The sequence below is a fragment of the Sandaracinobacteroides sp. genome, assembly GCF_057137845.1.
In genome coordinates this window covers 15673-39369 of the sequence record NZ_DBNHFX010000131.1, presented here as the reverse complement: position 1 = coordinate 39369, position 23697 = coordinate 15673, and the positions used below count along the sequence as shown (strand labels likewise).

Genomic DNA, 23697 nt, shown 5'->3' with positions numbered 1-23697 from the left:
CGGGCGATGAGGTTGCGCTGGACTTCGTTCGAGCCGGCATAGATCGAGGCTGCGCGGTTGTTGAAATAGCGCGGCATGGCGGTCAGGCTGTCTTCGGGGCCGATGAAGCCCAGTTGCGACAGTGGCTGGCGGGCTTCGGTCTGCTCGACGGCGCCATATGGGCCGGCCGCCTCGATTCCCAGTTCGTCGATCTTCTGCATGGCTTCGGTCGATTGCAGCTTCAGCATCGACGACACCGGCCCCGGATTGCGGCCGCCCGAAAGCGCGCTGAGGATGCGCTGTTCGGTCATCTCGATGGCGGCGACCGTGGCCTGCGTATCAAGCAGGCGGCGGCGGAAGCCCGGATCGGCCAGCACGCCCGTCGCCCGTGCCTGTTCCCGCACCCGCAGAAGCCCGGCCTTCAGCCCGGCCGCCGCACTGCCGCCGCGTTCGAATTCGAGCAGATATTTGGCGACCGTCCAGCCTTCGTTCTCGGGGCCTACGCGGTTTGCCTGCGGCACCCGGACATCATCGAAAAACACTTCGTTCAATTCATGGTCGCCGGAAAGCGACAGGATCGGGCGCACCGTGATTCCGGGCGTCGCCATGTCGGCCAGCAGGAAGGTGATGCCCTGCTGCGGCCGCCCGGCGGTGGATGTCCGCACCAGACAGAAGATGCGGTTGGCGAAATGCGCGTGCGTGGTCCAGATTTTCGAGCCGTTCAGCACATAGTCGTCGCCGTCGGCTACCGCCGCCGTGCGCAGCGCCGCCAGATCGGACCCGGCGCCCGGCTCGGAAAAGCCCTGACACCAGAAATCCTCTCCGGAAAGGAGGCGCGGCAGGTAATGCGCCTTCTGTTCCGGGGTGCCGTAGCGCATCAGCACCGGCCCGACCATTTTCAGCCCCTGCGGCGCAAGCGCCGGGGCGCTGGCTGCGGCGCATTCACCGGCAAAGATATAGCGTTGGGTCAGCGTCCACCCCGGCCCGCCATGTTCGACCGGCCAGTCGGGCGCGGCCCAGCCCTTTTCGTGCAGGATCTTCTGCCAGGCGATCGACCATTCCCTGTCGATGAAGACCGAGGTCATCCGCCGCCCGGCCTCGCGCAGTTCCGGCGTCAGCCGTTCGGCCAGAAAGGCGCGCACCTCATCGCGGAACGCGAGGTCGGCGTGCGAGAGTTCCATGTCCATCGGCAGACCCTTCTGACGCGCGGCCGTTCGGGCCGCAGGCAGCATCCGGCCCGAGGTTAGGCGACCGGGCCTGCTTCAGAAACCCGTAGCTTATGCTAGAGCGCGGGCGCCTCAGAACCAGGCCCGCACCCCAAGCAGCACCGACCAGCCACCCGTGGCTTCGCCCGCCGCTTTCGCGAGGCTGGCGGTCTGCCCCAGTTTCCGTTCGAGCGAGACGCCGACATAGGGCGCGAATTCCGGCACGATCTCGTGCCGCAGGCGAAGGCCCAGTTCGCCTTCGGTCAGGCCGGACGCGGTGCCAAGGTCGGTGATGTCCTGTGCGGCGAGCGACAGTTCCGCCCAAGGTTCGAGGATCAGGCGGTTGGTGATGCGCTGGTCGTAGCTGGCGCCGACTTCGGCCGTCAGTTCGCCCTTCGTCGACAGGAAGGCGGTGGCCGACACCTCGAACCAGTAGGGCGCAAGGCCGTGCAGCCCAAGCACGGCATGGGTGCGGTCGGCGCCGGGACCGAGATCCTGGCGGATGCCGGCCTCGATGTCCCAGTAGGGGTGGATGGCGCGGCCATAGAGCATTTGCAGTTCGGCGCTGGCGCCGCCGTTGCCGGGGTGGGTTTCGGCGTCGGCCTTCAGCCAAAGCCGGTTGCTGTCGCCGCCGAAGCGGCCTTCCGACGACAGGCGGGCAAGGTCGGCTCCGGCGCGCCCGACCCATTCCAGCCGGTCGATCAGGATGAAATGGGTGCGGACATCGCCGTGCGCGGCGATCGTCTGTGCCCGCGCCTTCGCCATCACCTCGGGCGGGAATACCGTATCGGCGGCATGTTCGGGGCCGGAAAGCGCGCCGGGCGGCGGCGGCCCGACTGGCGGGGCGTCGGGGGCGGATGGCATGTCGTGCTGCATCGCATGGCCATGCTGCGCAGCAACCGGCGATGCAGAAAGCAGCGCCAGAACCAGAAGTGTGCGCATCATCCCTGCCCTTTTTCCGGTTGCGCCGGATGCTCGTCGAGCGGGCGCACGGTGACGATGTTCATCATCCCGGCGTGCATGTGATAGAGCAGGTGGCAGTGGAAGGCCCAGTCTCCGGGTGCGTCGGCGGTCAGGTCGAAGCTGGCGCGGCCGCCGGGCATGACGTTCACCGTATGCTTCACCGGGTTGCCGTGCGGCATCCCCGTCACCACTTCGAAGAAATGCCCGTGCAGGTGGATCGGGTGGTTCATCATGCTGTTGTTGACGAGGTTGATCCGCACCCGTTCGTTGCGTTCGAGCCGGATCGGCAGCGCGCCCTCGTTCATCTTGCGGCCGTCGAGCGACCACATGAACCGCTCCATGTTGCCGGTCAGGTGCACGTCGATGCTGCGCGTTGGCGGGCGCTTGTCGTGGAAGGGAACCAGCGGCGCGAGATCATGATAGGTCAGCACCCGGTGCGGGGCGTCTTCGAGGCCGAGCGGCCGGTCGCCGGTGCGATCGACCGGCATCGGCGCCACCATGTCGATGCCGAAACTGCGCTTTACGCCGGGCGGCAGCAGACTGAGATCGCGCATGGAATGGTTCATCCCGGCATGGCCGCCGTGGCTGGCCGGAGATTCGGAAGCGGGGGTGCAATAGCCCATCGCCTCGTCGTCCGGGGGGCAGGCGGGTGCTGCGTGACTCATCCCGCCCATGTCGCCCATCCCCATATCCTTCATCGACAGCACCGGCCGGGTGCGCGCGGCCGGTACGGCGGCCAGCATGCCTGCACGGGGCGCCAGCGTCGCCAGCGCCATCCCCGACCGGTCGATCGATTCCGCGACCAGCGTATAGGCGCGGTCTTCGGGCGGTGTGACGATGATGTCGTAGGTTTCCGCAACCGAGATTTGCAGTTCGTCGGTTTCGACCGGGCGGACGTGCTGGCCGTCGGCCTGCACGATCGTCAGCGGCAGGCCGGGGATACGCAGATGGAAGATCGTCATCGCCGATGCGTTGATGACCCGCAGCCGCACCCGTTCGCCGGGGCGGAACAGGCCGGTCCAGTTGTCGGCGGGGCCGTATCCGTTCACCAGAAAGCTGTAGGTGGTGCCGTTCACATCGGAAATGTCGGTCGGGTCCATCCGCATCCGGCCCCACATCGCCCGGTCGGCGGCGGGCATGTCGTCTCCGGGGCGGCTGGCCAGTTGCCCGGCGAGCGTCTGTTTGCGGCGGTTGAAATAGCCGCCCTTTGCCTTGAGTTTCTGCATGATCGTGTGCGGATGCAGGAACGTCCAGTCCGAGAGGACGATCACATGCTCACGGTCGGCGCTGACGGGATCGGCACCGGCCGGGTCGATGATGAGCGGGCCGTAATGGCCCTGCTGTTCCTGCAATCCGGAATGGCTGTGATACCAGTAGGTGCCGTTCTGGATCAGCGGAAAATCATAGGTGAAGCTGCTGCCGGGCGCGATGCCGGGGAAGCTGAAGCCGGGCACGCCGTCCATCTGGTGCGGCACCAAAAGGCCGTGCCAGTGGATCGATGTGTCCTCGTCGCCGAGGCGGTTTTCCACGTGCAGTCGCACACGTTCCCCCTCGCGCAGGCGGATAAGCGGCGCCGGCAGGGTGCCGTTCACGGTGACGGCGTGGCCCTGTCGGCCGCCGGCACGGAACATGCTGTGGCCGACCGTCAGCCGGATATCCGGGCCGGACAGCGGCTGCATCGCCTGCGCCCCGGCCGAGACCGGTGCCGCCCATGCAGGCATCAGGCCCGCCTTCCACGCCAGCGCAGCGAGGCCGCCGCCGAGCAGCGCGCGTCGTCCTACCTTCATGCGCGGGACTCCAGTTCGTCGAGGATCGGACAGTCGGGGCGGTCGTCGCCGTGGCAGCTTGCGGCAAGGGCAAGCAGCGTCCGGCGCATCGCTTCCAGTTCTTCGGCTTTCTGGCGAAGTTCGTCGGCCCGCGCCAGCGCCAGCGTCTTCACATCGACGCTGGCGCGGGAGCGGTCCTGCCAGAGCGCGAGCAACAGGCGGATTTCCTCCATCGCAAAGCCGAGGTCGCGGGCGCGGCGCACGAAGCGCAGGCGGTGCACGTCGGCTTCGGCATAATCACGATAGCCGGACGGCCGCCGCGCGGGTTCCGGGATCAGGCCGGTTTCCTCGTAGTGGCGGATCATCCGCTGGCTGACGCCCGACTGCCGCGCCGCTTCGCCGATGTTCATTGATTGCTCCTGCCGGCGGCGGGCCGCCAGCGTTTCAGGGTTAGCGCGTTCAGCACCACGCTGACGCTGGATGCGGCCATTGCCGCCCCGGCCAGCATCGGGCTGAGAAAGCCGAGCGCCGCCAGCGGCAGACCGATCACGTTGTAGATGAACGCCCAGAACAGGCCCTGCCGGATCTTCGCCTGGGTGCGCGCCGAAATATCCAGCGCGTCGGCGACGAGCCTCGGGTCGTTGCGCATCAGCGTGACCGACGCCGTGTGCATGGCGACATCGGTTCCGCCCGACATCGCCATCCCGACATCCGCCCGCGCCAGCGCCGGCGCGTCGTTGACGCCGTCGCCCACCATGGCGACGACGGCGCCTCCCTGTTGCAGCCGCTCGACTTCGGCGGCCTTGCCCTCGGGGAGGACGTTCGCGACCCAGTCGTCCAGCCCGACTGCCCCGGCGACGGCGCGCGCTGCGCCCTCGTTGTCGCCGGTCAGCATGCGGGCGCCGATGCCGCGCGTGTGCAGCAGGCGAACCGCTTCGGCGGCGCTGTCGCGCGGGGCGTCTCCGAACGAGAGCAGGCCGACGAGCGCCGGTTCCGGCGAGAGCCGCGCCACATAGGAAACCGAGCGCCCGAGTGCTTCCTCGGCCTCGGCCTGCGGACGCATGGCCGCGACGTCGATCGCCAGTTCCTGCATCATCAGGCCATTGCCGATTGCCGCATCGGCGCCCGCAACCGTTGCCCTGACACCACGGCCCGGAACGGCCGTGAGGCCGACAGCCGGGACGACGGCGAGGCCCTTTGCGTCGGCTGCCTGCACCACTGCGCGGGCAAGCGGATGCTCGGAGCCGCGTTGCAGGGCGGCGGCCGTTTCCAGAAGGATTTCCCCGGTGGCGCCCGGTGCCGGGACAAGCGCGGCGAGCGCCGGTTGCCCGCGCGTCAGCGTGCCGGTCTTGTCGAACAGGACGTCGGTGACGCGATGTGCGGTTTCCAGCGCCGCAGTGTCGCGGATCAGGATGCCTGCCCGCGCCGCGACGCCGGTTCCGGTGACGATCGCCGTGGGTGTGGCAAGGCCGAGCGCGCAGGGGCAGGCGATCACCAGCACCGAAACCGCATTGACGATCGCATGTTCGGCACCCGCGCCCGCCAGCAGCCAGCCCGCAAAGCTGACGGCGGCCAGCAGCAGCACCATCGGCACGAACCACGCGGCGACCTTGTCGACAAGCTTCTGGATCGGCGGCTTTTCCGCCTGCGCCGTTTCGACCAGCCTGACGATCCGCGCCAGCATCGTTTCGGCGCCGACGGCGACGGTTTCCAGCAGCAGCAGGCCTTCGGCGTTGATCGCGCCCGCCGCCACCCGGTCGCCGGGGTGGACAGCGACCGGCAGGCTTTCCCCCGTCAGCAGCGACTGGTCGACCGACGACTGGCCTTCGAGCAGACGGGCGTCGACCGGCACCCGTTCGCCGGGGCGGACCAGCAGCTCATCGCCGACGCGGATCGCATCCACCGGGACTTCTTCCTCGCGCCCGTCGGGCAGGCGGCGGCGGGCGGTATCGGGGCGGAGCGCCATCAGCGCGCGAATGGCTTCGCCGGTCTGGCGGGTGGCGCGGCCTTCCAGCCATTTGCCCAGCAGCACCAGCGTGATGACAACGGCGGCGCTTTCGAAATAATAATGCGGTTCGGCGCCATGCGCGGGCGCCGCCAGCAACTGCCAGACGCTGAGACCGAACGCCGCCGAGGTGCCGAGCGCGACCAGCAGGTCCATGTTGCCGGTGCGGGCGCGGATCGCGCCATAAGCGCCGCGATAGAAGCGTGCGCCAAGCCAGAACTGCACCGGCGCCGCCAGCAAAAGCTGCCAGATGCCCGGAAGTTGCCAGCCGATCCCCAGCGGTGCCAGCAGCATCGGCGCGGCAAGCGGCAGCGTCAGCAGGGCCGCCAGCAGCAGTTTCAGGCGCTCGGCGCTGGCCGGCGGGGCGGCCTGTGCGCCGCCCGCGACCGACGCGCCATAGCCTGCGGCCTTCACCGCCTCGGCCAGCGTATCGGCCCTGACGGTGGCTGCGGATTCGATGCGCGCGCGCGCGGTTGCAAGGTTCACGCTTGCAGCAACGACGCCCGGCACCGCCAGCAGCGCCTTTTCCACGCGGCCGGCACACGAGGCGCAGCTCATTCCGGTGATGTCGAGGTCGGCAGTGGCCACGGGAAGCGGTCTCCATCGGGTTGGAGCCGCTTCTTTCAACCTTCACATCATGGCAGAGTCAAGCGCTATCGCCGGGGAGGTTTGCGCAGTTAAAGCCCGGCTGCCGCGAGGCCCGCCTGCGCGACCTGCATGTCCTGGCTGTAGTGGCCGCCGCTGACGCCGATGCCGCCGACGACCGCGCCATCGACCTTGACCGGATAGCCGCCGCCGAACACCACAAGGCGCGGGGTATGCACGATGCCGTTGAGGAGCGGCGGGTCGTTCTTGATGAATTCGAACCATTCGTGGGTGGCCATGCCGAAGGAAATGGCGGTGTAGGCCTTGTCCTGCGCGATGCCGACGCTGAGGAGCGGCGCGCGGTCCATGCGCAGGAACTGCACCAGCGTGCCCGACGGATCGACGATGGCGATGCACATCGGCACCTGCATTTCGCGCGCTTTGGCGGCGGCGCCCTCGACCAGCCTGGCGGCAAGTTCATTGGCGATCGTCGGCACGTTGATGATCCCGGACATGATGGTTCCTTCCTGTGTAGGCTGGGGGCTTCGTCGGCCCCCATTGGCATGGGGCACCCTGCCATCGTGCTGCCGAAATGGCGAGGGCGGCCACGGTTCGGCTTGTGATTGCCATGGGCCGCCGCTGCCGCTAGCTGTTCGGGAATGCAGCCAAATTCCCTTGTTCAGCGCATGATGCTGATTGCCGCCCGCGTGAAGGAATTCGGCAATTCCCGTGCGGCGGTGGTGCTGCGCAAGGGCTTCAACATCGCGCTTTCGCTGCTGATCCTGCTGCTGCTTGCCCGCGCGATCGGGCAGGTGGGCTGGGAGCAGGTGGTCGACGCGGTTCCGCCGAGCGCGCTGTTCTGGCTGCTGTTCGGCGCATCCTATCTGATCCAGCCGCTGACCGAGTGGTTCATCTATCGCCGCTGGTGGCGGTTCGACTGGCGGGCGCTGCCGGTGTTCCTGCGGATGCGGGTGATGAACGACGCGCTGTTCAGCTATTCCGGCCATACCTATCTGCTGGTCTGGGCGGCGGCGCGGCTGGGGATCGAGTTCGATCCCGACAAGCCGCCCGCGCGCGTGCTGGGCCGGGGCGACGGGCCGGGCACCGATCCGGCGAAAAGCCCGCTGGCGGCCGTCAAGGACATGGCGATCACGTCGGGGCTGGCCGGCAATCTGGCGACGCTCATGATGCTGCTGCTGGCGCTCTCGATGGAAGGCGCAGCGGTACTGGGGCAGGCGCTGGACCCGCGCACGCTGACCATCCTCGTCTGGAGCTTTGCCGGGCTGATCGTGCTGAACGTCGGCATTCTGGTGTTCCGGCGCAACATCATGAGCCTGCCCGTCAGCGAAAACCTGTTCGCCTTCTGGTGCCACATGGTCAGGGTGGTGGGGGCGCAGGCGCTGCTGGTGGCAAGCTGGGCGGTGGCGCTGCCGGGGATGCCGTTCGAGACATGGTTCCTGCTGGGGTCGCTGCGAATGGTGATCATGCGGCTGCCGGTGCCGAACAAGGAAATCCTGTTCGCGGCTGTTGCCGTCAGCGTGACGGGGGATGCCTCGGTGCAGATCGCGGCGCTGATGGCGGCGCAGGGTGCGCTGCAACTGGTGTTCCATGTGCTGTCGTGGGCGGGGGCGGCGGCGATCGAAACTGCCGCACCGGAAAAGGCGCCGGTGCACTGACGCCAGCCCGCCGACGCCGATGCTGCGGGTTCGGCCGGTTTCGATTGTTGACTTGGCGGATGCTCCGGCTTCTTTCATAGGGGGTCGATGGTCGGGCAACTGAAAGCAACTGCATTTGCAGCATTTGTGCTGCTGGGCACGGCAGCCGTTGCCGGGCCGTCGCTTGGTGCGTTCGGCACCTGGCGGGCGGGCGCCTGGCAGCAGACGCCGGAAGGCGGGCGGGCCGGGGCGGCGAAGTGCCTTGATGTGCCGGTCGTGCTGCTGCTGGGCGGGCGCGCCGATGCGGCCTGCCGGTTCAGCGTGATCGCCAACCACCCCGAGGCAGCGTCGGTGACCTATCAATGCGCCGACGGCCGGCAGGGGCGCACCGAAATCCGCCGCGATACCGCCGATGTCTATACCGTCGATGCACAAGGGGTAGAGGCCGGGCGGCCCTTTGCCGACCGTTCGGAATGGACACGGCTTGGCGCCTGCCACGACCGGGCGCGCCGATAGCCCTTTTCATGGCTTGGCGGCCGGTGCCGCCGCGCTATGGTTGGCGCATGGGATGGGAACATGAAATCGCGGAACTGCGCCGCCGGCAGCAACTGGCCGCGCAAATGGGCGGCGCCGACAAGCTGAAGCGGCAGGCCGACGCCGGGCGCATGCACGCCCGCGCACGCATCGCCGCAGTTGCCGATCCCGGTTCCTTCCACGAGATCGGCGAACTGTCGGGCTTTGCCACCTATGCCGACGACGGCGCGCTGGAAACGGTGCTGCCGGCGAATTTCCTGTTCGGACGCGCCGAAATCGATGGCCGCCCGGTGGTGCTGACCGCCGACGACTTCACCGTGCGCGGCGGCGCCGCCGATGCTGCGCTGCACCGCAAGCTGGTCGAAGCGGAACGGCTGGCGGCGGAATACCGGATGCCGCTGGTGCGCATGATCGAGGGGACGGGCGGCGGCGGATCAGTTCGAAGCCTGGAGATGATGGGCCATACCTATGTGCCGGAAATTCCCGGCTGGGAGGCGATGGTCGCCAACCTGTCGCGGGTGCCGGTGGTGGCGCTGGGGCTTGGGCCGGTGGCGGGGCTGGGTGCCGGGCGGATGGTGATGGCGCACTACAGCCTGCTGGTCGACGGGCTGGCGCAGATGTTCGTGGCGGGGCCGCCTGTCGTTGCAGCCGCCGGGGAAAAGCGCACCAAAGAGGAACTGGGGGGTGCGGCGATCCACGCCCGCAACGGGGCGGTCGATGACCGGGTGGCGACCGAGGCCGAGGCCTTCGCCCGGCTGCGGCAGTTCCTTTCGTATCTGCCGTCCAGCGTCGAGGAATTGCCGGCGCGTGCCAGATCGCGCGATCCGGCAAACCGGCGGGAAGGGTGGCTGAATGCTGCCGTTCCGCGCGATTCGCGGCGGCTGTATCCGATCCGCCCCATCATCGAAGCAATCGTCGACCGGCATAGCTGGTTCGAGATCGGCCGCGAATGGGGGCTTGGCGTGGTGACGGGGCTGGCGCGGCTTGATGGCCATGCGGTGGCGGTGATTGCTTCCAACCCGGAAGCGATGGGTGGGCTATGGACTGCGGCGACCGCGCGCAAGGTCGAGCGCATGGTGGATCTGGCCGATACATTCCATCTGCCGGTAGTGCATCTGGTCGACAATCCGGGTTTCATGATCGGCCGCCGCGCCGAGGAAGATGCGACCATCCGCTGGGGCAGCCGGGCACTGGCGGCGATCTATCAGGCAAGCGTGCCGTGGGCGACGGTGATCCTGCGCAAGGCCTATGGCATGGCGGGCAGCGGCCATGCGCCCGCCGACCGCTTCCGCTGGCGCATGGCCTGGCCCAGCGGCGACTGGGGCAGTCTGCCGATTTCAGGCGGGCTGGAAGCGGCCTATCGCGCCGAACTGGAAGCGGCCGAAAACCCGGTGGCCCGGCTTGCCGAGATCCGGCAGCGGCTGGACCGCGTGCGCAGCCCCTTCCGCACCGCCGAACGCTTTGGCGTCGAGGCGATCATAGCGCCCGAGGAAACCCGCGAGGAACTGTGCGCCTTTGCGCGCACGGCGCAGCGGGCCTTGCGGCCCGGCCCGAAGGCGCGCGGCCTGCGCATCTGACCGGGTGAATCGCACCCCGCGTTAACCCCTTGTTGTCGGCAGACTTTACAGGAACTGCCTGCCTGCTTGCGACAGCCATGCGCAATCACCTGGAATCGTGCGACAAAATGAATCGCGCGAAATGGCACGCGATTTGCATCGACTGAGCATCGGCCATCCGTAGCTGGCCTGTTGCAAAAAGGGGTTTTGAATATGCAGAAGCATCTGTTTGCCGCGATCGTTGCAATCGGCACGGCCACGGCGGCGCAGGCGGCACTTCCGGTCTATCCGTCGTCGGGCACAGTCAATCCGGCGGATTACGCGTTCACTGCGGCTGCGACCGGCAACATCATTGCCTATTTCGCCGGCCATTCGGCTGGATACACCAACTTCCTGCGCCTTGAAGTGAATGGCGTGGATACCGGCCTTGAAGGGCTGAACAACCAGATCACGGCGCCGGGCACGTCGTTCGATTTCGGGCCGGTGAATGCGGGCGACCAGCTTGTGTTCAAGATCCGCGTTTCCAACACCGGCAATTATTTCTATTCGAAGCGCAGCATGAACACCGACGGTATCACCCACATCTACTCCGACAGCTATGCCGGTGGTGATTTCGGTATTCCGGCCGGTGTCTATGTCGGCTTCGAGGACATTCTGAACGGCGGCGACAAGGACTATGACGACCTTCGCTTCGTGTTCACCAATGTCGCCGGTCAGGAAGTGCCCGGTATCCCCGAGCCTGCCACTTGGGCGATGATGATCACCGGCTTCGGTCTTGCCGGCCTGTCGGCACGGCGTCGCCGCCGCGCCGTCGTCAGCGCCTGAACAATCATGCCGCTTTCGGGCGGTTGATCAAAGGGGCCGCGCCCAAGCCGGGTGCGGCCCTTTTTTCGTTGGTCTAGCTGGCGGCGTTCGCGCGCCGCAGTTCATAGTCGATCCGGATCCGCACCCATTCGCCGACCAGCGCCCGCCCACCTTTCTGTGGCGGCCTGACCAGAAACTGCCATGCGGCGGCCTGCGCTGCCCGGCCGATCCCCGAACCGTTTGGATATTCGTCGAGGATCACGCAGTCCTCGACCCGGTAGTTCGCGACCGTGCGGCAGGCGATCAGGCCCCAACCGGGGCCGCGCGCGGTGGAAAGATAGCCGCGCAGTTCATCGGGCCAGGGTTCGCGCACCCAGGCTGCTGCATAGAGCGGTTCGCCGTTCGGGCCGACGCCTTCGACGCGCGGCGTGTCGGCAAGGGCGGCGCGCGGCCTGAGATCGGGCGGACCATAGACGGGGCCGGAAGGCGCGGGTGCGGTGGCGCGCGGCGGCGCGGGTTTCGGCGGCTCGGGCGCCGGTTCGGCGGGTGCCGGTGCGGGGGTGGGTGCGGGCAGAGGTTCGGGCGCGGGTTGCAGCTTTGCCGGTGGTGGCAGGGTTTCCGGCTGCCGGACCTGCTGTTTCTCGGCCGGCTTTTCTTCGGGCTGTTCGGCTGGCTTTTCGTCGATGCTGCTGATGCTGAACATCACCATGTCGGCGACTTTGCGGCGCACGGTTGCGGGCGCGATCGACAGCAGCAGCAGCGCCAGCAGCACCTGCATCGCGGCCGTGAACAAAAGGCCAAGCGTCTGTTCGCGCCGGGCGGGCAGCATGCGCTGGAGGGCGGTCAGGGGCTGGCGCAACTGGCGAGGTTCCGGAAGTGAACGGGGCAGAAGGCGCAGCCGGCCCCTTGAACGGCCGCGCCAACTTCTGCCGGGTCAGGCCGCGAGCTTGCGCAGCACGTAGGGCAGGATGCCGCCCGCGTAGTAGTAACCGACCTCGTTTTCGGTATCGATCCGGCACAGCGTGTCGAAGTGGCCGCTGGTGCCGTCCGGGCGCGTGAAGTCGACCCTGAGCGTCTGCCGTGGCTTCAGCGCCTGCAGCGCGCCGAGGGTGAAGCTTTCCTGCCCGGTGAGACCGAGCGATTCCGCCGACTGGCCGTCGAGGAATTGCAGCGCCAGCACGCCCATGCCGATCAGGTTCGAGCGGTGGATGCGCTCGAAGCTTTCGGCGATGACCGCGCGGACGCCAAGCAGCGTGGTGCCCTTGGCCGCCCAGTCGCGGCTGGAGCCGGTGCCATATTCCTTGCCCGCGAGGATCACCAGCGGTGTGCCGGTTTCGCGATACTTCATCGCCGCATCGTAGATCGGCATGACTTCGCCCGTCGGCAGATAGGTGGTTACACCGCCTTCGGTGCCCGGCGCCAGACGGTTCTTGATGCGGATGTTGGCGAAGGTGCCGCGCATCATCACTTCGTGGTTGCCGCGCCGCGCGCCATAGCTGTTGAAGTCGGCCCGCGCGACCTGGTGGTCGGTCAGATATTTGCCGGCGGGGCTGTCGGCCTTGATCGAACCGGCCGGGCTGATGTGGTCGGTGGTGATCGAGTCGCCCAGCAGCGCCAGCGCCTTCGCGCCGACGATGTCGGCGACGGGGGCAGGCGTCATGGTCATGCCGTCGAAGTAGGGCGGGTTCTGCACATAGGTCGAACCCGAGTTCCAGCGGTAGGTATCGCCGCCGGTCACGTGGATCGCCTGCCAGTGGCTGTCGCCCTTGAAGACGTCGGCATAGCGGGCGCGGAACATTTCCGGCGTCACTGCCTTCTGCACCATTTCGGCCACTTCGCCGTTGGTCGGCCAGATGTCCTTGAGGAAGATGTCGGAGCCGTCGCGGCGCTTGCCAAGCGGGGTTTTGGTGATGTCCGAGCGGATGCTGCCGGCGATCGCATAAGCGACGACCAGCGGCGGCGAGGCGAGGTAGTTCGCCTTGACGTCGGGCGAGATGCGCCCTTCGAAGTTGCGGTTGCCCGACAGCACGGCGGCCGCCACCATGTCGTTCCTGTTGACTGCTTCCGAGATCGGCTCGGGGAGCGGGCCCGAATTGCCGATGCAGGTGGTGCAGCCATAGCCGACGAGGTTGAAGCCGACGGCGTCCATGTCGGCCGTGAGACCGGCGCGGTTGAAATAGTCGGTGACGACCTGCGAACCGGGGGCGAAGCTGGTTTTCACCCATGGCTTGCGCGTGAGGCCGAGCGCATGCGCCTTGCGGGCAACGAGACCGGCCGCGACCAGCACGTTCGGGTTCGAGGTGTTGGTGCAGCTTGTGATCGCCGCGATCACCACGTCGCCATGGCCGAGTTCATGCTTGCTGCCGGCGACCGCTACACGCTGGCCGGGGTTTTCGGCCTTGCCATAGGCGCCCAGCAGTTCGGCTTCGAAGGCGTCGTGCGCTTCGCTGAGCAGCACCCGATCCTGCGGGCGGCGCGGCCCGGCGAGCGAGGGCTGGACGGTTGCGAGGTCGAGTTCGAGCGTGTCGGTGAACACCGGGTCGGGCGTCGAGGCGTCGCGCCACATGCCCTGGGCGCGGGCATAGGCTTCGACCAGCGCCACACGGTGGTCGTCGCGGCCGGTGAGGCGCAGATAGTCGAGCGTTTTCGAATCGACCGGGAAGAAGCCGCAGGTGGCGCCATATTCCGGCGCCATGTTGCCGATGGTGGCGCGGTCGGCGAGCGACAGATTGTCAAGGCCGGGGCCGTAATATTCGACGAACCGGCCGACCACGCCCTTCTTGCGCAGCATCTGGGTGACGGTGAGCACGAGATCGGTCGCCGTTACGCCTTCCGAGAGGTTGCCGGTCAGGCGGAAGCCGACGACTTCGGGAATCAGCATCGACACCGGCTGGCCCAGCATCGCGGCCTCGGCCTCGATGCCGCCGACGCCCCAGCCCAGCACGCCGAGGCCGTTCACCATGGTGGTGTGGCTGTCGGTGCCGACCAGCGTATCCGGATAGGCGATCATGGCGCCATCGGCTGCCTGCGACACCCAGACCGTCTGGGCCAGATATTCGAGGTTCACCTGGTGGCAGATGCCGGTGCCGGGCGGAACCACGCGGAAGTTGCGGAACGCCGACGAACCCCAGCGCAGGAACTCGTAGCGTTCCATGTTGCGGGTATATTCCAGCTCGACGTTATGGCCGAAGGCCTGCGGCGTGCCGAACTCGTCGACCATGACCGAGTGGTCGATCACCAGATCAACCGGCACCAGCGGGTTGATCTTCTGCGGGTCGCCGCCGAGACTGGCCATGGCATCGCGCATGGCCGCCAGATCGACGACGCAGGGAACGCCGGTGAAATCCTGCATCAGCACGCGGGCCGGGCGATACTGGATTTCATGGTCGCCGATCGGGCCTTTCAGCCAGCTTGCGATCGCCTTGATGTCGTCGACGCGGACGGTGAAATCATCTTCGAAGCGGAGCAGGTTTTCCAGCAGCACCTTCATCGAGAACGGCAGGCGCGACACGTCGCCGATGTGGCCGGCGGCGGCTTCGATGCTGTAATAGTCATACGCCTTGCCATCGACGGTAAGGGTGCGGCGGGTGGATAGCTTGTCGTGGCCGATGGCAGTCATGGCTTGGTCCTCATTCGTCTGGGAATCCGGCAATGCGCGCTGTCCTATCTTGCCGGCTCGCGTGCGGCAAGCCGGGCATGGCGCGGTCCCTTAAGTGGGGGCTTTGGCGCCCGTAATCCAGTGACAGCCGGAACGACCGCGATGCACCGCGGATTTCCGGCCCGCATTTCCGGAGGGTGTCGGCATGGAAGAGGCAGGACGATTGCAGGCGGCGCGCAAAGCCGATGCCGGCGACCATGCGGGTGTCGGGCACCCGGACCTCGTGCGCTTCGACGCCGTGCGCGGACTGCTGGTGGAAACCGGCCTGGTGCCGGAACCGGAAAATTACGAACTACTGTATCTGCATGTGCGCGGCGCCGATACCGCCCTCTCGCGAGAGGTCGAGCGTGCGTTGCTGGCGGGAACGCTGGACGACGACGCCATGCGGGCGCTTCGGCGTGCGCATCTGGGCGATATCGCAGGCGCCGAACTGCTGGCGCTGGTCGAGGCGGCGCAGGAAAGCGCGGTCGGGCTTGCCGCCCGGTTGTCGCGCGGGCAGGCTGATCTGCGCGCCTATGATGCGGCGATCGCCAGCGGTGACGAGGCGCTTTCGGTATGCCGTTCCGCCCAGGAGCTTGCCGCGCTGGTGCAGCGGCTGCGCCGGGCAAACGCCACGATGATGGCGGCAAACCGGCGGCTGGAGGCCGACATCCAGTCGGCATCGCTGGAAACGGGGCGCCTTCTTGACCGGCTGGAGTCGGCCGAACGGACGGCCAGAACCGATCCATTGACCGGTCTGGTCAATCGCCGGGGCGCGGCCGACGCCCTGCGCAAGGCGCTTTCGCGCGCGCTTGCCGAAGGCTGGCCGCTGTCGGTTGCGCTGGTCGATATCGATCATTTCAAGCAGGTCAACGACCGGTGGGGGCACGCGATCGGCGACGAGGTGCTGCGCTGTTTGGGCGGCCATCTGCATGCGCACGCGCGCCGCACGCAAGGTGAGGAAGCGTTTGCCGCCCGCCACGGCGGCGAGGAATTTCTGGTGGTGCTGCCTGCTGTCGGGCTGGCGGATGCGGTTGCCGCGATCGATGCGTCGCGCGGGATTCTGGCGCGACAGGTGTTGCGCCGCGCCGACGATGGCGCGAGCCTGGGGCGGATCAGCTTTTCCGCCGGTGTCGCGCTGGCGCGCGCCGACGACACGATCGAAAGCCTGATCGACCGGGCCGATTCGGCGCTCTATGCGGCGAAACGCAATGGCCGCGACCGCGTACTGCCCGAGCGCCCGGATCGGCAGCCGGGCGCGCGGGCAGCCTGAACGTCAGCCTTACTGGCCGGTTGCGCCGCCTTCCTTGATGACGTCGCCGCCCTTCATCACGAAGTTGACCGACTTCAGCAATTTCACATCGTTGAGCGGGTCGCCGGAAACGGCGATCAGGTCGGCATGGTATCCCGGCCGCAGCGCGCCGATGTCCCTGACGCCCAGCAGATCGGCGGCGTTGGTGGTTGCCGCGACGATTGCGGTTGCGGGCGTCATGCCATGTTCGACCATCAGTTCGAACTCGTCGGCGTTGCGGCCGTGCTTGGACACCCCGGCGTCGGTGCCGAACGCGATCTTCACGCCCGCCGGCACTGCCTTTTCCAGCGACTTGCCGGTGATCTGAAGGCGCCACTTCACCTTTTCCAGCACTTCCGGCGGATAGGCGTTCGGGTCTTTGGCCAGCCGCTCCTTGTAGCCGTTGATGGTGGAAAGCGTCGGCACATAATAGGCAGCGCTCTGCTTGAAGAGCTTGAGCGTCTCGTCGTCGGGCATGGTGCCATGCTCGATCGAATCGGCGCCTGCGGCCAGCGCCACGTTGATGCCGCCGGTGCCGTGCGCATGGACGGCAACCTTCTTGCCGTGCAGATGCGCGGTTTCGACCACGGCCTTGGCCTCGTCGGCGAACATCTGCTGCCCGAGACCGGCGCCGATGCGGCTGTTCACCCCGCCGGTCGTCGCGATCTTGATGACATCGACGCCCCGGCGCACCTGCAACCGGACCGCATGGCGGCAGGCATCGACGCCGTCGCACAGATTTTCCTGGTCGATTGCATGGGCGAGATCGTCGGCGAGGCTGAGAGTCGCGTCCATGTGGCCGGACGTCACCGAAATCGAGCGCCCGGCGTCGACGATGCGCGGGCCCTTCACCCAGCCGTTCTTCACTGCCTCGCGAAGTGCCAGCGTCGCGCCTGAGCCATCACCCAGATTGCGAACCGTGGTGAAGCCGGCGTTCAGCGTTTTCATGCCGTTCCATTGCGCCCTGAGCGCGTTCAGCGCCGGCGACGAGGAAATACCTTCGAGAAGTGCCTGATCGCCACCGGCGTCGCCGTCGAGGTGGACGTGGCTGTCGATCAGGCCGGGCAGCACGAAGCGATTGCCGAGGTCGATCACGCGGGCACCCGCCGGGGCCTGCCGTCCGGGCAGCAGTGCGCTGATGCGGCCATTCTCGATCACGATCGAAGTCGGCCCGAGCGGGGCCTTGCCGGGTTCTGCAAGCACGCGGTCGGCCTGCACCACCGTTACCTGCGCAAGAGCGGGGGCGGCGGCTGCAACGAGAAGGCTGGCAATCAGATGGCGCATGGATGTGGCTCCGTATCGGGAAAGCGCCGATCCTAACGACAGGCGCCGCCGGGGGAAAGACCGGCGACGCGCATCCATGCAGTGGTTGCCGGACCGTCGCTCAGGCGGCGACCATCTCGGCCTCGGCCTCGGGCAGGCGGATCATATAGTCGAACGCCGACAGCGAGGCGGTGGCGCCGGCGCCGAGCGCGATGACGATCTGCTTGTAGGGCACTGTGGTGCAGTCGCCAGCGGCGAACACGCCCGGCACGCTGGTTTCCCCGCGCGCGTTGATGACGACCTCTCCGTGGCGCGACAGTTCGACGACGCCCTTCAGCCATTCGGTGTTGGGCACGAGGCCGATCTGCACGAACACGCCTTCCAGATCGACCGTGTGCACCCCGTCGTCCTCGCGGTTCTTGTAGACGAGGCCGCTGACCTTTTCGCCGTCGCCGAGGATTTCCGTTGTCTGCGCCGATGTCAGGATGGTGACGTTGGCGAGGCTGCGGAGCTTGCGTTGCAGCACTTCGTCGGCGCGCAGCACGGCATCGAACTCGATCAGGGTGACGTGGCCGACGAGGCCCGCGAGGTCGATGGCCGCTTCGACGCCGGAGTTGCCGCCGCCGACGACTGCGACACGCTTGCCACGGAACAGCGGCCCGTCGCAGTGCGGGCAGAAGGCGACGCCTTTCGTCAGGTAATCGGCTTCACCCGGCACCCCCAGACGGCGCCAGCGCGCGCCGGTGGACAGGATGACGGTGCGGCTTTTCAGCGAGGCGCCGTTTTCGAGCTTCACTTCGACCAGCCCGCCCGGTTCGGCGGCAGGAACCAGCGCCACCGCCTTTTGCAACGGCATGATGTCGACGTCGTTTGCCTTGACATGCGCTTCCAGCGCCGAGGCGAGCTTCGGGCCTTCGGTATATTCCTGGCTGAGGAAATTCTCGATGCCGAGCGTGTCCTGCAACTGGCCGCCGAGCCGTTCGGCCGCCATGCCGGTGCGGATGCCCTTGCGCGCCGCATAGACCGACGCCGCCGCCCCGGCCGGGCCGCCGCCCACCACCAGCACGTCGAAGGCGGATTTGGCGGCGATCTTTTCGGCGGCGCGGGCGATGGCGCCGGTATCGAGCTTTGCGACGATCTGCGCCAGATCCATGCGGCCGCTGGCAAATGGTTCGCCGTTCAGGAACACCGACGGCACCGCCATCACCTTCCTTGCCTCGACCTCGGACTGGAACAGCGCGCCGTCGATCGAGGTGTGCCGGATGCGCGGATTGAGGACCGCCATCAGGTTCAGCGCCTGCACCACATCAGGGCAGTTCTGGCACGACAGCGAATAATAGGTTTCGAAGCGGAAATCGCCCTCCAGCGCCTGTACCTGTTCCAGCAGTTCCTGCGCTTCGCGGCTGGGGTGGCCGCCGACCTGCAGCAGCGCCAGCACCAGCGAGGTGAATTCATGGCCGAGCGGAATGCCGGCAAAGCGCACGCCGATGTCGGTGCCTGCACGGCGGATCAGGAACGACGGACGGCGGCTGTCGTCGTCGGCGCGATGATAGCTGAGCTTGTCGGAGAGGCCGGCGATGCCGGACAGCAGTTCGGCCAGTTCCGCCGATTTCGCGCTGTCGTCGAGCGAGGCGATCAGCTCGACCGGCAGGGTGAGCTTTTCGAGATAGGCCTTGAGCTGCGCCTGAAGGTTCTGGTCGAGCATGGATTACTCCGCTGGGCTGGGTTCCGGATATAGGAATCCCGGGACGCGAGGGCGCCCCGGGACTTCTGCCGCACCTTGCCGGGTGCAGGCGGGGCTGGTTCAGATCTTGCCGACGAGGTCGAGCGAAGGGGCAAGCGTCTTTTCGCCTTCTTCCCACTTTGCCGGGCAGACTTCACCCGGATGGGCGCGGACGTAGATCGCCGCCTTCACCTTGCGCAGCAGTTCGGCTGCGTTGCGACCGACGCCTTCCGACGTGATCTCGACATACTGGATCACTCCGTCGGGATCGACGAGGAAGGTGGCGCGGTCGGCAAGGCCGGCGCCTTCGCGCATCACGCCGAAGTTCGTGGTGATGTGGCCCGAAGCGTCGCCCAGCATGTAGTAGCGGATCTTGCCGACAGCCGGCGAAGTTTCGTGCCATGCCTTGTGGCTGAAGTGCGTGTCGGTCGAGACCGAGTAGATTTCAACGCCGAGCTTGGAGAAGTCGCCGTAAAGGTCGGCCATGTCTTCGAGTTCGGTCGGGCAGACGAAGGTGAAGTCTGCGGGATAGAAGAAGAAGATCGCCCACTTGCCAGCGACATCTTTTTCGGTGACGGGCAGAAACTTGCCTTCCTTGAAGGCCTGCGTGGAGAATGGCTGCAATTTGCTACCGATGACGGGCATGGACTTTCCTTTGCTTCAGGTGGTTGTTGTCGTTGCGCTTGGTATAGGCAGTCGCGCATTATTGATCAAATTGATTGTATGTCTGTCTGTGATCGACAAAATCGATTAAAGCTGATCCGTCAGCCGCCCAGATGCGCGGCGATCCTGTCGAATGCCTCGTTCAGGGTGTCGGCGCCGGGGGTCAGGCTGATGCGCAGGTGCCCGCGCCCGGCGGCGCCGAAGCCGCTGGCCGGCATCGCCGCCACCGAGGTTTCGGCCAGCAGCCGGTAGGCGAAGGCGACATCGTCGGTATCGTGCGGGCGGCAGTCGAGCATGACGAACATGCCGCCCGCCGGCATGCGTGCGGCGAGGCCGGGGATGGCGTTCGCGCGATCGACCACCAGCCGCGCCCGCTGTTCGAAGCCTTCATGGTAGGCGCGCAGCGCCGAATCGGGAAGCGCCAGTGCAGCGATCGCTGCGTCCTGCACGAACTGGCTGACGCCGAACAGGGCGGCCGCGCTCCAGTCGCCGAGCGCGTGGATCAACGTTTCGGGGCCGAGCACCCAGCCGACGCGGTAGCCGGTCATGGCATGGCTTTTCGACAGGCTGTTGACGACGATGGTGCGGCCTTTCGGCCCGTGCGCCCAGCCGCGTGCCGGTGCAGCACCAAAGCCGAAACTTGCATAGACTTCGTCGATCACCAGCCACAGGTCGCGTGCCTCGCAGAGTTCGGCTAGGAAGCGGAAATCCGAGTCTGACAGGGCGGCGCCCGTCGGGTTGGCGGGGCTGTTCAGAAAGATCGCCCGCGTTGCAGGCGTCACGGCGGCGGCGATCGCCTGGAGGTCGCTGCGGAGATCGGCGCCTGCCGGGACCGTGACCGCGCGGGCGCCGGTTGCGGCGACTGCGCCGGGGTAGGTAGCGTAATAGGGATCCGAGAGGATCACCTCGTCGCCTTCGCCGGCGACGAGGGCGAGGGCGGCATAGCAGGCGTGCTGCGCGCCCGGCACCACGGCGACGTTGGCGGTTTGCGCCCCTTCGCGCCGGGCGATCGCCTGCCTCAGCGCCAGTTCACCCAGCAGCGGGGTGTAGTGGGTGCGTCCGGCGTCGAGCGAGGCCTTGGTTGCGGCGACGATGTCGGGGTGCGGCGGGCAGGCCGGGTCGCCCAGCGTCAGCAGCAGGATGCGTTCGCCCTGCGAGGTGCGGCGGAGCACTTCGTCGGCGATTGCCCATGCGCGCGACTGGCCGCCGCCGGCCAGGCGCCGCGCCATCGCCGAAAGCGGCGGCGAGCGGTCAGCCGACATGGCCGACTTCCGCTTCGGCTTCGATCTCGACCCGCCATTCCGGGCGCAGCAGCACCGCGCCTGCAATCATGGTGGAGGCCGGGCGGACGGCGGCGAACACCTTTCCGTGCGCGCGCCCCACAGCGTCGGCGTCGGCCGGATCGACGAGGAATATGCGGGTGCGCACGACATCGGCGGCCGAGCCGCCAAGCGCCTCGATCGCGTCGACGATGATCTTCAGGCAGCGGGCGGCCTGCGCGCCTGCATCACCGATGGTGCTGGAACCGTCCGGCTCGACCGGGGCGGTGCCCGAGACGATGATGCGGTTGCCGATGCGCACCGCGCGCGAAAATCCGATGCTGGCTTCGAAGGGCGAACCCGAGGAAACGGCCCGGCGGAGAGGGGATTCCGTCATGGCCTGTTCCTACTCGCAGCAGCGGCCGAGGGAAAGCCGGGCGCGGTGCGCCGGACGTTCCGCCGGCCTGTTACCGCTTCAGTTCGACCAGTTCATACCAGGTCATCATGTAGCCGCCGACGCCGCCCTTCAGGAAAATGGCGTCCTCGTCGTCGGTGAGCCACATTTCATAGGGCGGGTGGGTGCCGGCCATGCCGCTGGCGCCGTCGTCGATGAACTCGAACTTGCGGGCGGCGAAGGTTCCGGCCTCGACCGTCACCTCCTCGCGGCCGAGGAAGCGCGCGTCCATCTGCACGCGGGCGATCATCGGCGGCGTCGCGCCACGGTGGTCGGGCGAGGGGAGATAGAGGTTGAAGCGGCGCTTCTGTCCCTCGGCCCAGTCGCGCGAACCGAGCAGATAGCCATCGGCGACGATCGGGTGCGTGCCGAATCCGTCGACCGGCAGTTCCGCCACCACCTGCTGGCTGAGCCGCCCGATCGACGGCCCGTAGCTTTCGCATTCGACCACCCGCCCGTCGAATCGAAGCCAGCCGCTGCCCATGAACGCGTCGCCGACCGTCAGCCGGACATGCAGGTCCATCGGCTGGTTGTGTTCGTCGAGCGAATAGATGATGTCGCGCATCACCGTCGGTTCCGGTTCCTCGATCTCGCAGTGGGCGCGCATCGTCACCTTGCCGTCGGCGTGGCGGGTGAACATGAAGGTCTCGAATCCGCGCACGCGCCCCTCCATTCCGGGTTTGCGCGAGGTGTAACGCAGCCTGCCTTCGATGACGCGATGTCGCATGTATCCCCCTTCTCTCGTGTGGGGGGCATCATGCAGTGTGATTTTTTGCTTGCCAAGCGGAATTTGTCCGGACAAATTCCGCCACCTGATCCGACAAGGAGGTCTTGAATGCATTTCGCGGAACTCGATGTGCTGCGCTGGGTCCACATCATCTGCATGGTCTACTGGCTGGGCGGCGAATGGGGTGTGTTCCAGACCAGCTATAATGTCACCAACCACCGGCTGCCGCTGGAAGAGCGCAAGCGCCACATGGAAACCGCCTACAGGATCGACATCCTGGCGCGGACCGGGATCGTGCTGCTGCTGCCGCTCGGTCTGCACATGGGCAAGATCTATGGCTTCGTGCCCATCCTCGAGGGGAGCGGCATCTGGGTGATGTGGGCCATCTTCATCGCCTGGCTGGCGATCACCTGGACGGCGTTCCTTCGCCGCGAGACCGATCTTGGCCTCGTCGTGACGAAGATAGAAGAAGTGCTGCGCTATCCGCTGATCGTGGGCATCGTCATCGTGTCGCTGCTGGCGTTCAACGGCCAGGGGCCGGTGCAGACGCCGGAGGGCACCCTCTGGTATCCGACCAAGATGATCCTCTACGCCTGGGCGCTGGTGATCGGCCTGTTCCTGCGGCTTGTGATGCGCCGCTGGACCACCCGTTTCCGCAAGCTGGCGATGGGTCCGGATGCGGCCGAGGAAGCAGCCCTGACGCGCGAAATCGCGCAGGCGCGGATCGCGGCCTACATCTACTGGATCACGATCGCCGGTATCTGCTTCCTGGGGGCAACCAAACCCTTCTGAGGCAGCGCGACGGGCGCGACCTGCGTCCGGACACGCGAACATCGGGGCAGGCCGGGCAAACCGGCCTGCCCTTTTCCGTGCGACGAGCCGGAACGATCAGGCGACCCTGACGCCCGACGCACCTTCGCCCCGAAGCACCACGCTTTCACGCCCGCCCTCGATACGGGCGACACTGCCCTGCGGCAGATCGGCTGCGATTTCGACGCCGCCATACGCGCGCCCACCCGCCAGCAGGCCGCGCAGCACCCGCGCCGTCATGCCGTGGCTGACCACGAGGGCAGGCGCCGCCCCTGCATCGCCCAGCCAGTCGGACAGGCGACGGGCAATGTCGGCGTAATCCTCGCCTTCGGGGATCGGGAGCCGGAACAGCCGATGATCGTGGTCGAGAATCTCGCCCTCTTCGGCGATGATCGAGGCGTAGTCGCGCCCGGTCCAGCGTCCGACTTCGATTTCGCGCAGGCGCGGGTCCTGCCGGATGGCGAAGAAATCCCGGCCCAGATGCTCGGCGATGATCGACGCCGTTTGCAGCGCCCTGCCCGCAGGCGACGCCCAGAGCGCCGGCACCGGTTCGCCCACCGCGCGGAAATGCTGCGCCAGCGCCCGGCCCATGGCCTCGGCCTGGGCGATCCCGTCGCGCGTAAGGGGGGTGTGGGCGTCGTTGCCCTGCATCCGCCGTGCCCGGTTGAACACGGTTTCGGCATGGCGGGCGAGGTAGAGGGGTTCCGGTGCGTGGGTCATGGTGGCATGGGCACATGACAGGCGCACATCGTTCGCGCTAGAGCTTTCGCGGGATCGTGGTATTTCCGAATGTCGAATCGCCTTTCAACTTGGGAGAA

At 67.2% G+C, this 23697-nt stretch carries 21 protein-coding genes; 6 read left to right on the top strand and 15 right to left on the bottom strand.

Annotated elements, in window-relative coordinates:
* The 6 genes from AC16JP_RS07765 to AC16JP_RS07740 all read right to left on the bottom strand — a co-directional run.
* On the bottom strand, nt 1-1166 hold a 1166-nt coding region (locus AC16JP_RS07765), incomplete at its 3' end, for an acyl-CoA dehydrogenase family protein (protein WP_484340041.1).
* Nucleotides 1167-1277: 111 nt separating this feature from the next.
* Nucleotides 1278-2126 carry a copper resistance protein B gene (locus tag AC16JP_RS07760; RefSeq protein WP_484340040.1) on the bottom strand — a complete coding sequence of 283 codons (849 nt, stop codon included), beginning with the start codon at nt 2124-2126 and terminating at the stop codon, nt 1278-1280.
* On the bottom strand, nt 2126-3934 hold the full coding sequence (locus AC16JP_RS07755; RefSeq protein ID WP_484340039.1) for a copper resistance system multicopper oxidase: 1809 nt from the start codon (nt 3932-3934) through the stop codon (nt 2126-2128). Before AC16JP_RS07755 ends, AC16JP_RS07760 begins: the two co-directional genes overlap by 1 nt.
* A complete protein-coding gene (gene cueR, locus AC16JP_RS07750) occupies nt 3931-4323 on the bottom strand; it encodes a Cu(I)-responsive transcriptional regulator (protein ID WP_484340038.1) in 393 nt (130 codons plus the stop codon). The genes AC16JP_RS07755 and cueR overlap by 4 nt, the downstream gene beginning before the upstream one ends.
* Nucleotides 4320-6506, bottom strand: a complete 2187-nt coding sequence (locus tag AC16JP_RS07745; protein WP_484340037.1) for a heavy metal translocating P-type ATPase — start codon at nt 6504-6506, stop codon at nt 4320-4322. Before AC16JP_RS07745 ends, cueR begins: the two co-directional genes overlap by 4 nt.
* Before the next feature lie 89 nt (nt 6507-6595).
* On the bottom strand, nt 6596-7018 hold the full coding sequence (locus AC16JP_RS07740; protein WP_484340036.1) for a GlcG/HbpS family heme-binding protein: 423 nt from the start codon (nt 7016-7018) through the stop codon (nt 6596-6598).
* Between the two features lie 144 nt (nt 7019-7162).
* Here AC16JP_RS07740 and AC16JP_RS07735 point away from each other — a divergent pair, with 144 nt between their 5' ends.
* The 4 genes from AC16JP_RS07735 to AC16JP_RS07720 all read left to right on the top strand — a co-directional run bounded on the left by AC16JP_RS07735 (nt 7163) and on the right by AC16JP_RS07720 (nt 11073).
* Nucleotides 7163-8179 carry a hypothetical protein gene (locus AC16JP_RS07735; RefSeq protein WP_484340035.1) on the top strand — a complete coding sequence of 339 codons (1017 nt, stop codon included), beginning with the start codon at nt 7163-7165 and terminating at the stop codon, nt 8177-8179.
* A gap of 87 nt (nt 8180-8266) precedes the next feature.
* Nucleotides 8267-8674 carry a hypothetical protein gene (locus tag AC16JP_RS07730; RefSeq protein ID WP_484340034.1) on the top strand — a complete coding sequence of 136 codons (408 nt, stop codon included), beginning with the start codon at nt 8267-8269 and terminating at the stop codon, nt 8672-8674.
* Between the two features lie 47 nt (nt 8675-8721).
* Nucleotides 8722-10269, top strand: a complete 1548-nt coding sequence (locus AC16JP_RS07725; RefSeq protein ID WP_484340033.1) for an acyl-CoA carboxylase subunit beta — start codon at nt 8722-8724, stop codon at nt 10267-10269.
* 192 nt (nt 10270-10461) lie between these two features.
* Nucleotides 10462-11073, top strand: a complete 612-nt coding sequence (locus AC16JP_RS07720; RefSeq protein ID WP_484340032.1) for a PEPxxWA-CTERM sorting domain-containing protein — start codon at nt 10462-10464, stop codon at nt 11071-11073.
* A gap of 73 nt (nt 11074-11146) precedes the next feature.
* Here the strand turns inward: AC16JP_RS07720 and AC16JP_RS07715 are convergent, their stop codons facing one another.
* Together AC16JP_RS07715 and acnA are read right to left on the bottom strand one after the other, a co-directional pair.
* Nucleotides 11147-11911, bottom strand: coding sequence for a hypothetical protein (locus AC16JP_RS07715; RefSeq protein WP_484340031.1), 765 nt, complete (start codon nt 11909-11911; stop codon nt 11147-11149).
* Nucleotides 11912-11986: 75 nt separating this feature from the next.
* Nucleotides 11987-14671: an aconitate hydratase AcnA gene (gene acnA / locus AC16JP_RS07710; protein WP_484340030.1), complete on the bottom strand. Its 2685-nt coding sequence runs from the start codon at nt 14669-14671 to the stop codon at nt 11987-11989.
* Nucleotides 14672-14855: 184 nt separating this feature from the next.
* Between acnA and AC16JP_RS07705 the strand changes: the two genes are divergently transcribed.
* On the top strand, nt 14856-15962 hold the full coding sequence (locus AC16JP_RS07705; RefSeq protein ID WP_484340029.1) for a GGDEF domain-containing protein: 1107 nt from the start codon (nt 14856-14858) through the stop codon (nt 15960-15962).
* 9 nt (nt 15963-15971) lie between these two features.
* Here AC16JP_RS07705 and AC16JP_RS07700 read toward each other — a convergent pair whose 3' ends face one another.
* From AC16JP_RS07700 to AC16JP_RS07675, 6 genes are all read right to left on the bottom strand, one after another.
* Nucleotides 15972-17264, bottom strand: coding sequence for a metal-dependent hydrolase family protein (locus tag AC16JP_RS07700; RefSeq protein WP_484340028.1), 1293 nt, complete (start codon nt 17262-17264; stop codon nt 15972-15974).
* A 100-nt stretch (nt 17265-17364) separates the two neighbouring features.
* The gene (gene ahpF / locus AC16JP_RS07695) at nt 17365-18948 is read right to left on the bottom strand and encodes an alkyl hydroperoxide reductase subunit F (RefSeq protein WP_484340027.1); all 1584 of its coding nucleotides are present in this window, start codon (nt 18946-18948) and stop codon (nt 17365-17367) included.
* Nucleotides 18949-19047: 99 nt separating this feature from the next.
* Nucleotides 19048-19611, bottom strand: a complete 564-nt coding sequence (ahpC, locus tag AC16JP_RS07690; RefSeq protein WP_484340026.1) for an alkyl hydroperoxide reductase subunit C — start codon at nt 19609-19611, stop codon at nt 19048-19050.
* Between the two features lie 119 nt (nt 19612-19730).
* Nucleotides 19731-20891: a pyridoxal phosphate-dependent aminotransferase gene (locus tag AC16JP_RS07685; RefSeq protein ID WP_484340025.1), complete on the bottom strand. Its 1161-nt coding sequence runs from the start codon at nt 20889-20891 to the stop codon at nt 19731-19733.
* Nucleotides 20881-21285, bottom strand: coding sequence for a RidA family protein (locus AC16JP_RS07680; protein ID WP_484340024.1), 405 nt, complete (start codon nt 21283-21285; stop codon nt 20881-20883). The genes AC16JP_RS07685 and AC16JP_RS07680 overlap by 11 nt, the downstream gene beginning before the upstream one ends.
* 70 nt (nt 21286-21355) lie before the next feature.
* A complete protein-coding gene (locus tag AC16JP_RS07675) occupies nt 21356-22069 on the bottom strand; it encodes a hypothetical protein (protein ID WP_484340023.1) in 714 nt (237 codons plus the stop codon).
* 108 nt (nt 22070-22177) lie between these two features.
* Between AC16JP_RS07675 and AC16JP_RS07670 the strand changes: the two genes are divergently transcribed.
* Complete coding sequence (locus AC16JP_RS07670; RefSeq protein WP_484340022.1) at nt 22178-22861, top strand: hypothetical protein; 684 nt, start codon at nt 22178-22180, stop codon at nt 22859-22861.
* Nucleotides 22862-22957: 96 nt separating this feature from the next.
* Here the strand turns inward: AC16JP_RS07670 and AC16JP_RS07665 are convergent, their stop codons facing one another.
* Nucleotides 22958-23599 carry a histidine phosphatase family protein gene (locus tag AC16JP_RS07665; protein WP_484340021.1) on the bottom strand — a complete coding sequence of 214 codons (642 nt, stop codon included), beginning with the start codon at nt 23597-23599 and terminating at the stop codon, nt 22958-22960.
* Nucleotides 23600-23697 lie beyond the last annotated feature (98 nt).